Genomic DNA, 9,218 nt, shown 5'->3' with positions numbered 1-9,218 from the left:
CCGGCCAGCACGTCGACCGCCTCGGCGACCCTCCAGCGCGTTGCCGGCGGCGACGCCGAGCGGGGTGGCCATGTCGGTCAGCAGCGCGACGGTGCTGACGCCGGCGTCCTTGCCGAGCGCGACCATCGTCTCGGCCAGCTCGGTCGCCTTCTCGAGGTCCTTCATGAAGCGCCGGAGCCGACCTTGACGTCCAGGACGAGCGCACCGGTGCCCTCGGCGATCTTCTTGCTCATGATCGAGCTGGCGATGAGCGGGATCGCCTCGACGGTGCCGGTGACGTCGCGCAGCGCGTACAGCTTCTTGTCGGCCGGGGCCAGGCCCGCGCCGGCGGCGCAGATGACCGCGCCGACGTCCTCGAGCTGGGCGAGCATCGCCTCGTTCGACAGGGACGCCTGCCAGCCCGGGATCGACTCGAGCTTGTCCAGCGTGCCGCCGGTGTGGCCCAGCCCGCGGCCCGACAGCTGCGGGACGGCGACGCCGCACGCGGCCACGAGCGGGGCCAGCGGCAGCGTGATCATGTCGCCGACGCCGCCGGTGGAGTGCTTGTCGGCGGTCGGCCACGACAGCGAGGAGAAGTCCATGCGCTCGCCGCTGGCGATCATCGCGTTCGTCCAGCGCGAGATCTCGCGGCGGTCCATGCCGTTGAGCAGGATGGCCATGGCCAGCGCCGACATCTGCTCGGGCACGACGTCGCCGCGGGTGAACGCGTCGACGACCCAGTCGATCTGGCTGTCGGTGAGGGCGTGGCCGTCGCGCTTGGCCATGATCACCTCGGGGGCGTCGTGCGGGGCGGGGCGCTCGGTCACAGGGCCACCTCGATCTTCTCGTAGCCGCGCAGCACCCAGGTGGGACGACGCGGGGCCTCACCGGCCAGGGACAGGGTCGGGAATCGCTCCAGCAGCAGGCGCAGCGTGATGCCGAGCTCCAGGCGGGCCAGCGGCGCGCCGAGGCAGAAGTGCAGGCCCATGCCGAACCCGACGTGCGGGTTCGGGTCGCGGGCGACGTCGAACGCGTCGGGCCGCTCGAAGGCCGCGGCGTCGCGGTTGGCCGAGCCCATCAGGCAGGCGACCGTCTCGCCCCGTGCGACCGTCACGCCGGCGACGTCGACGTCCTCGGTCGCCGTGCGCTCGAACAGCTGCAGCGGCGCGTCGAAGCGGATCAGCTCCTCCAGCGCGACCTCGACCGGCACCTCGCCGGACGTGACGCGCTGCAGCTGGTCGCGGTGCGAGAGCAGCGCGTGCAGGCCGTTGCCGAAGGTGTTGACCGAGGCCTCGTGGCCGGCGTTGAGCAGCAGCACCACCGTGGCGACGAGCTCCTCGTCGTCCAGCTTGCCGCTGCCGTCGCGCTCGCGGATGAGGTCGGTGACCAGGTCGTCGCCGGGAATGCCGGCGTCGAGCGCCGCCTTGCGCTCGGCCACGACCTCGCGGACGTACTCGGCGAACAGGGTGCTGGAGCGCACCGCCTCGGCCTTGACGTCCTCGCCGACGCCCTGCTCGTACATGTGGACGATGCCCTGGCTCCACTCGCGCAGCAGCGCGTGGTCGGCCCGCGGGACGCCCAGCAGGTCGGCGATGACGAACACGGGCATCGGCTCGGCGTACGCGGCCAGGACGTCGATCGTGTCGCCCGGCGCGTACGCGTCCAGCATCTCGGCGGCCAGCGTCTCGATGCGCGGGCGCATGCGCTCGACGTGCCCGCGGCCGAACGCGCCGGCGAGCAGGCGCCGCATGCGGGTGTGCACCGGCGGCTCGTTCTCCATGAGCTGGTTGCGGTGGAGCGTGTTGAACGGCTCCATCTGCTCGACCGGCTCCCAGTCGGTCCACAGCCGCCCGAGCCGGCGGTCGCGCAGGACGGCGCTGACGCTGGCGTGGGTCGTGGCCAGCCAACGGCCGTCCGTCTGGTCGCGCACCATCGGGGCGGTGGCGCGCAGCTGCGCGAGCAGCGGGTAGGGGTCGGCCACGAAGGCCGGGTCGGTCAGGTCGAGCGGGAGGGGGGTGAGGGTCACGAGTCCTTCTCGAGCGTCTTCAGGTCGGAGTCGTCGAACGCGTCGGGCAGCACGGCGGTCATCTCCTTGATGCCCGACGGCGTCTGCAGCAGCATCGTCGGGCCGCCGTTCTCCCACAGCAGCTGACGGCAGCGGCCGCACGGCATGATCGCGCGGCCCTCCCCGTCGACACAGGCGACCGCGACCAGGCGTCCGCCGCCGGTGGCGTGGAGCGCCGAGACCATGCCGCACTCGGCGCACAGCGCGACGCCGTACGCCGCGTTCTCGACGTTGCAGCCGAGCACGACACGGCCGTCGTCCACGAGTCCGGCCACGCCGACCCGGTAGCCGGAGTACGGCGCGTACGCGCGCTCCATCACCTGGGTGGCGTAGCGGGTGAGCGCCTCCCAGTCGATCGGGTCGTCGGGTCCGTCGATGCCGATCATCCGGCGCTGCCCTTGCGGTAGGTCTGGCCGCCGGCGGCCGGCGGCCTCAGCCGCTGGGCGGCCAGGGCCAGGACGAGCAGCGTGGTGACGTACGGCGTCATGCCGGTGAGGTCCTCGGGCACCGAGTCGCTGAGCAGGAACCACAGCGCGACCAGGACACCCAGGACGCCGCTCACGACCGCCGCCGTGCGGCGCGCCTTGCGCCACTGCCACACGGCCAGGCCGACGAGGAGCACCGCGACCAGCAGCAGCAGGCCGTGGATGCTCTCGCCGCCGCCGCGCAGGCGCAGCGTGTCGGTGTAGCCGAACAGGCCGGCACCGGCGAGCAGGCCGCCGGGACGCCAGTTGCCGAAGATCATCGCGGCCAGGCCGATGTAGCCGCGTCCGCCGGTCTGTCCCTCGCGGAAGGTGCTCGAGGCGACCAGGGCCAGGAAGCCGCCGCCAGGCCGGCCAGGCCGCCGGAGATGAGCACGGCCAGGAACTTGTAGCGGATGACGTCGACGCCGAGCGACTCCGCGGCGGCCGGGCTCTCGCCCACCGAGCGCAGGCGCAGGCCGAAGCTGGTGCGCCACAGGACGTACCAGGTCACCACGAACAGCAGGATCGCGATGAGCGTCAGCACCGACAGGTTCGTCACGAAGGCGCGCAGCAGCGCCGCGGCGTCGGAGACCACGAACCAGTTCTTGGCCTCCAGGTCGCCGAGCGGGTCCGACAGCGCCCCGATCGAGATCGCCGGCAGCGCGTCGATCGGCGGCGACTGGGTCTGGCCGCCGCCGCGGACGCCGGTGAACGACAGCGCCGCGAGGTACTGCACGGCACCGGCGGCGATGATGTTGATCGCGACGCCGGAGACGATGTGGTCGACGCCGAACGTGACCGTCGCCAGGGCGTGGATGAGGCCGCCGAGGGCGCCGAACAGGATCGCGCCGAGCACGCCCTGCCAAGGGCCGTAGAAGTAGCCGAAGTACCCGGCGCCGAAGGTGCCGAGGATCATCATGCCCTCGAGGCCGATGTTGACGATGCCCGCGCGCTCGGACCACAGGCCGGCCAGGCCGGCCAGGCCGATCGGGACCGCGGCCACGAGCGTGGCGCGCAGCGTGCCGGACGACGCGAGGTCGTCCGCGCCGGTGACGACGCGCAGCACGGCCAGCAGGACGATGAGGCCCGCGACGACCAGCAGGACGCGCGCCGGGGTGACCCGGCGGCGGCCGGACTTCGCCTTCGGCGACGTGGTCAGGTCGGTGGGGGCGCTCATGCCTTGGCCTCCTCGATCGTGGCGGGCTCGTCCAGGGCGGCCGCCACCTGACGCTGCTCGAGCCGGACGCGGTAGCGCCGGACGACCTCGTAGGCGATGACGACCGTGAGGACGATGACGCCCTGGGTGATCTTGACGATGTCGGGCGAGACGCCCACGACGATCTGCAGGCTGTTCGACTGCTCGTCGAGGAACGCGAACAGCAGGGCGCCGAGCGCGATGCCGATCGGGTGGTTGCGGCCGAGCAGCGCGATCGCGATGCCGGCGAAGCCCAGGCCGGACTGGAAGGTCGAGCCGTAGGAGTAGTCGTTGCCGAACAGCAGCGGCAGGCCGACCAGGCCCGCGGCGCCGCCGGAGAGCAGCATCGAGACGACGATCATCCGCTTGACGCTGATGCCGCTGGCGACGGCCGCGGTCTCCGAGCGTCCGGTCGCGCGCAGGTCGAAGCCGAACCGGGTCTTGGACAGCACGAACCAGTAGACGAAGCCGACCAGGACGGCCAGGAAGACGAAGCCGTAGACCTTCACCGACACGTCGTCGTAGACCTGGATGCCGGGGACCCGGCTGCCCTCGGGGACGGGCTTGGTGGCGGTGTTGTTGCCCCCGTCGTCAACCGCGACTTTGCGCAGCAGGTAGGCCACCAGCGCCGTCGCGATCGAGTTGAGCATGATCGTGGAGATGACCTCGCTGACGCCGCGGGTGACGCGCAGCAAGCCGGCGATGCCGGCCCACATGGCGCCCACGAGCACGGCGGCGACGACGGCCAGCAGCGTGTTCAGGTAGCCCGGCAGCCAGCCCTCGCCGGCGACCACGGCCGCGGCGAACGACGCGACGCGGTACTGGCCGTCGACGCCGATGTTGAACAGGTTCATCCGGAAGCCGATGGCCACCGCGATCGCCGACAGGTAGTAGACCGTCGAGGCGTTGACGATGTTCACGATGGCCCGGTGGCCGGGGACGCTGAGGATCTGCGCCCACACGTCGGCGACGGAGTCGCCGGCCGCGACCAGCACGAGGCTGGTGATGACGAAGGCCATCAGCAGGGCCAGCACCGGCGCGCCGACGGCGAGCACGACGCGGGACGTACGCGGGCTCATCGAGCCTCTCCTTCCGCGGCACCGGTCATGGCCGAGCCGAGGTCCTCGGGGGTCACGTCCTCGGGGTCGAAGCTGCGGACCAGGCGGCCGCGCAGCAGCACCGAGATGGTGTCGGACAGGCCGATGAGCTCGTCCAGGTCGGCCGAGATCAGCAGCACCGCGAGGCCGTCGCGGCGGGCGCGCTTGATGTGGCCCCAGATGGCGGCCTGCGCGCCCACGTCGACGCCGCGCGTGGGGTGCGCGGCGATGAGCAGGACGGGGTCACCGGACATCTCGCGCCCGACGATGAGCTTCTGCTGGTTGCCGCCGGACAGCGCGCGGGCGAGGGTGTCGATGCCCGGGGTGCGGACGTCGTACTCCTCGACGATGCGCTGGGTGTCGGCGCGGGCGCCGGCGCGGTCCACGAGCGCGCCCTTGACCACCGGGCGGCGGGTCTGGTGACCGAGCACGCGGTTCTCCCACAGCGGCGCGTCCAGCAGCAGCCCGTGGCGGTGGCGGTCCTCGGGGACGTAGCCGATGCCGGCCTCGCGGCGCTCGCGGGTGGAGCGGCCGGCCAGGTCCTCGCCGGCCAGCGAGACGCGGCCGGTGGCACCGGGGCGCATGCCCATGATCGCCTCGACGAGCTCGGCCTGGCCGTTGCCCTCGACGCCGGCGATGCCGAGGATCTCGCCCCGGTGGATGGTCAGGTCGATGCCGTCGAGCAGGCGGCGCTCGCTGCCCGGCGCGGTGAGGGTGAGGTCCTGCACGTCGAGCACGACGACGTCGGTGACGGTGGACGACTCGGTGGCCGGGCTGGGCAGCTCGGAGCCGACCATCATCTCGGCCAGCTGGCGCGAGGTGACCGACCCGGCGGGCACGGTGTCGACGGTGGTGCCGCGGCGCACGACGGTGACCTCGTCGGCGACCGAGAGCACCTCGTCGAGCTTGTGCGAGATGAAGATGACGGCCAGGCCCTCGGCCTTGAGCTCGCGCAGGTTCTCGAACAGCTCGTCGACCTCCTGCGGGACGAGCACCGCGGTGGGCTCGTCGAGGATGATCACCTTCGCGCCGCGGTAGAGGACCTTGAGGATCTCCACGCGCTGGCGGGCACCCACGCCGAGGTCCTCGACGAGCACGTCGGGCTCGACCTCCAGGCCGTAGGTGCGGGCCAGCTCCAGGACGCGCTGGCGGGCGCCGTCGCCGATGCCGTGCAGCTTCTCGGCGCCCAGGACGACGTTCTCGAGCACGGTCAGGTTGTCGGCCAGCATGAAGTGCTGGAACACCATGCCGACGCCGGCGGCGATCGCGTCGGCCGGCGAGGACAGGGAGACCTGCTCGCCGCCGATCTCGATCGTTCCCGAGTCGGGCTTCTGGACCCCGTAGAGGATCTTCATGAGCGTCGACTTGCCGGCGCCGTTCTCGCCGACGACGGCGTGGACGGTGCCGCGACGCACGTCGATGTTGACGTCGTGGTTCGCCACGACGCCCGGGAAGGTCTTGCCGATGTCGCGCAGTCGGACGACCACCTCGCCCGTGGGCGCGGTCACGGAGTCGCTCACGACTCTCCTCTCTCGGGGGCTCGGACGGGGCCGAGGGACAAAGCCGGGCCCGGGGTCACGGTACGCGACGCCCCGGGCCCGGGTCAGAGCCGGATCACGGCTTCGTGGGGACCTCGATCTTGCCGTCCACGATCTGCTGCTTGTAGTCCTCGAGCTGGTCGGCGACGTCCTTGAGGTGGTCGCCGGTCGTCGAGTAGCCGACGCCGTTCGACGCCAGGTCGTAGACCTGCGGGCCGGTCTTGACCGCGTCGTCGTTGACGTTCTTGAGGAACTCGTGCACCGCGACGTCGATGTTCTTGACCATCGAGGTCAGGATGACGTCCTTGACCGAGTCGTCGGCGGTGAGCGCCTGGTCGGAGTCGACGCCGATGGCCCAGTTGCCCTCGCCCGCGGCCTTGGCGGCCTCGAACACGCCGCCGCCGGAGCCGCCGGCCGCGTGGTAGACGATGTCGGCGCCGGCGTCGAACATGCCCTCGGCCGCGGTCTTGCCCTTGGCCGGGTCACCGAAGCCGCTGAAGTCCGGCGGCTGCGTCAGGTAGCGGGTCTGGACCTTGATGTCGGGCTTGACGGCCTTGGCACCGGCGACGAAGCCGGCCTCGAACTTCTGGATGAGCTCGGTCTCGACACCGCCGACGAAGCCGACGTTGCCGGACTCGCTCTTGAGCGCCGCGGCCGCGCCGACCAGGAACGAGCCCTGCTCCTCGGCGAACAGCAGGTTGGTGATGTTGGCGCCCTCGACGGCGTCGTCGACGATCGCGAAGCTGACCTCGGGGTTCTCCGCGGCGACCTTGCCGACCGACGCGCTGTAGGCGAAGCCCACGGCGATGACGGGGTTGTAGCCGGCGTCGACGAGCTCCTGCAGGCGGCCCTCGCGCGCCGACTCGGCCTCGCCGTCCTGCGCCTCGGCGGTCTGGTAGTCGAAGCCGAACTCGCACGCGGCCTTCTTCATGCCCTTCGCGGCGGAGTCGTTGAACGACTGGTCGCCCTCGCCGCCCACGTCGAAGGCCATGCCGACCTTCATGTTGCTGGTCTTCTCGACGCAGTTCTCGCCACCGGACTCGGTGGACGCGGTGTCATCGCTCTTCTTGGAACAAGCCGCACCCGCGAGCACGAGGGCGACCACGCCGGCGATGGCGGCGGTTTTGGTCAGACGACGCAAGATGTTTCCTCCTCAAGGACGAGGACCCGCCCGGGTCCCAGGAGGCACCCTAACCGCAGGCGCTCGTCCGCCCGGCACGGTCAACCAAGTTGTAACAATCGCCCGCGCGCGTCAGGGCTGGATGGCAGCGCAGGCCATGACCGTGGCGCCGACGGCGATGGCCGCCTCGTCGACCCGCAGGTTGCCCTGGTGCAGGTCGTAGGTGGGCCCGTCCGGGGTGCGCGTGCCGAGCCGGCCCATCGCGCCGGGGATGGACTCGACGTACCAGGCGAAGTCCTCGCCGCCCAGCGACTGCATGGTGGTGGCGACCGCCGCCGGGCCCAGCGCGTCGGCGACGGCCTGGCGCAGCACCTGGGTGGCGCCGAAGTCGTTGACCACCGGCGGGACGCCGCGCGTGTAGTGCACGTCGGCGCTGACGCCGTAGGGCTTGACGATGTCGCTGATGAGGCCGCGGACCAGGTGCTCGGCCTGGTGCCAGGCGTTCGCGTCGAGCATGCGCAGCGTGCCGCTGAGCTCGCCGCTGGCCGGGATGACGTTGGCCGCCACGCCCGAGCGGACCTGGCCCCAGACCAGGCTGGCACCGGCGCGCGGGTCGAAGCGCCGCGACAGCGCGGCGGGCAGCTGGGTGATGAGCGAGCCGAGCGCGTAGGTGAGGTCCTCGGTGAGGTGCGGGCGCGACGTGTGCCCGCCCCGGCCGCTCAGCACGATGGTGATGCGGTCCGAGGCGCCGGTGATGGGCCCCTCGCGCAGTCCCACTCGGCCGACGTCCAGCGACGGGTCGCAGTGCAGGGCGAAGATGCGGGTGACGCCGCGCAGGGCGCCGCTGGACATGACCTTGAGCGCACCGCCGGGCATGACCTCCTCGGCGGGCTGGAACAGCAGGCGCACGCGGGTGGGCAGGCGCTCGTGGGCGTCGAGCTCGGCTAGGGCCAGGCCGGCGCCGACGAGCGCGGAGACGTGCACGTCGTGGCCGCAGGCGTGCGCGACGCCCGGGACGGTCGAGCGCCAGGGGTCCTTGGTGGTGTCCTCGAGCGGCAGCGCGTCCAGGTCGGCGCGCAGGCACACGACGGGCGCGTCCTCGGGGCCGATGTCGGCGGTCAGGCCGCTGTCGCCGAGCCGGGTGTGGGCGATGGAGGCCTTGTCCAGCCAGGAGGCCACGACGTCGGTGGTGCGCTCCTCCTGCCACGACAGCTCGGGGTAGGCGTGCAGGTCGCGGCGCAGGGAGACGAGGTCGGGGGTCAGGTGCTCGACCGCGTGCTGGATGCGCTCGGCCGACGTCGTCATGGCTCCCAGGGTATCGCCGCCGTCCAGGTCTGCCTCGTTCGTCCACCACCCGGGACGCGCGCGGACGAGCCCGCCGCGGGCCGCGCGACTACCGTGGGGACATGTCCGGGTTCTCGCTCACCTACACGCTGTTCACGCTGCTGGGCTCGCTGTTCCTGCTGGCCGTGCTGGGCGGCTGCGTCTGGGTGATCGTGCGGAACTTCCGCGAGGCGCGCCGGCACGGCCTGGACCCGTTCACGCTGCAGACCACCGCGTACTCGCGGGTGCTGACTAGCAAGCTGGTCGAGCCGCCGCGCTCGCTGGAGGACCGCCTGGCGCAGATCGACGACCTGCACGCCCGCGGCCTCATCGACGACGACGAGCGCCGTGCCGCCCGGACCGCGGCCCTCGGCGACCTCTGAGCGTCAGGACGCCAGCGTCGCGGTCTGCTCGGCCCGCTCGCGGCCCACGGCCAG

The 9,218-nt window shown here is 72.1% G+C and carries 9 protein-coding genes and 1 pseudogene; 1 reads left to right on the top strand and 9 read right to left on the bottom strand.

The window, feature by feature from the left end; all coding sequences use genetic code 11:
* The 9 genes and pseudogenes from AC2W7G_RS04695 to AC2W7G_RS04655 form a co-directional block, all read right to left on the bottom strand.
* Window positions 1-764, bottom strand: a pseudogene (locus tag AC2W7G_RS04695) (thymidine phosphorylase); the annotation flags it as partial.
* Between the two features lie 38 nt (window positions 765-802).
* Window positions 803-2,005, bottom strand: a complete 1,203-nt coding sequence (locus AC2W7G_RS04690) for a cytochrome P450 (protein WP_485867417.1) — start codon at window positions 2,003-2,005, stop codon at window positions 803-805.
* Window positions 2,002-2,430: a cytidine deaminase gene (locus AC2W7G_RS04685; protein ID WP_485867416.1), complete on the bottom strand. Its 429-nt coding sequence runs from the start codon at window positions 2,428-2,430 to the stop codon at window positions 2,002-2,004. Before AC2W7G_RS04685 ends, AC2W7G_RS04690 begins: the two co-directional genes overlap by 4 nt.
* Entirely contained in the window at window positions 2,427-2,789 is a 363-nt protein-coding gene (locus AC2W7G_RS04680) for a hypothetical protein (protein WP_485867415.1), read from the bottom strand. Before AC2W7G_RS04680 ends, AC2W7G_RS04685 begins: the two co-directional genes overlap by 4 nt.
* Window positions 2,786-3,685, bottom strand: coding sequence for an ABC transporter permease (locus AC2W7G_RS04675; RefSeq protein ID WP_485867414.1), 900 nt, complete (start codon window positions 3,683-3,685; stop codon window positions 2,786-2,788). The genes AC2W7G_RS04680 and AC2W7G_RS04675 overlap by 4 nt, the downstream gene beginning before the upstream one ends.
* Window positions 3,682-4,782, bottom strand: coding sequence for an ABC transporter permease (locus tag AC2W7G_RS04670; protein ID WP_485867413.1), 1,101 nt, complete (start codon window positions 4,780-4,782; stop codon window positions 3,682-3,684). The genes AC2W7G_RS04675 and AC2W7G_RS04670 overlap by 4 nt, the downstream gene beginning before the upstream one ends.
* The gene (locus tag AC2W7G_RS04665) at window positions 4,779-6,320 is read right to left on the bottom strand and encodes an ABC transporter ATP-binding protein (RefSeq protein ID WP_485867412.1); all 1,542 of its coding nucleotides are present in this window, start codon (window positions 6,318-6,320) and stop codon (window positions 4,779-4,781) included. The genes AC2W7G_RS04670 and AC2W7G_RS04665 overlap by 4 nt, the downstream gene beginning before the upstream one ends.
* Before the next feature lie 94 nt (window positions 6,321-6,414).
* Window positions 6,415-7,479: a BMP family lipoprotein gene (locus tag AC2W7G_RS04660; protein ID WP_485867411.1), complete on the bottom strand. Its 1,065-nt coding sequence runs from the start codon at window positions 7,477-7,479 to the stop codon at window positions 6,415-6,417.
* 111 nt (window positions 7,480-7,590) lie between these two features.
* Window positions 7,591-8,763 carry an amidohydrolase gene (locus tag AC2W7G_RS04655; protein ID WP_485867410.1) on the bottom strand — a complete coding sequence of 391 codons (1,173 nt, stop codon included), beginning with the start codon at window positions 8,761-8,763 and terminating at the stop codon, window positions 7,591-7,593.
* A gap of 101 nt (window positions 8,764-8,864) precedes the next feature.
* Between AC2W7G_RS04655 and AC2W7G_RS04650 the strand changes: the two genes are divergently transcribed.
* Complete coding sequence (locus tag AC2W7G_RS04650; protein WP_485867409.1) at window positions 8,865-9,164, top strand: hypothetical protein; 300 nt, start codon at window positions 8,865-8,867, stop codon at window positions 9,162-9,164.
* Window positions 9,165-9,218 lie beyond the last annotated feature (54 nt).

The organism is Aeromicrobium sp. PFPM2_SD2, assembly GCF_057364525.1.
The sequence above is the reverse complement of the archived record's forward strand: the minus strand, read 5'-3'. Positions and strand labels throughout refer to the sequence as shown.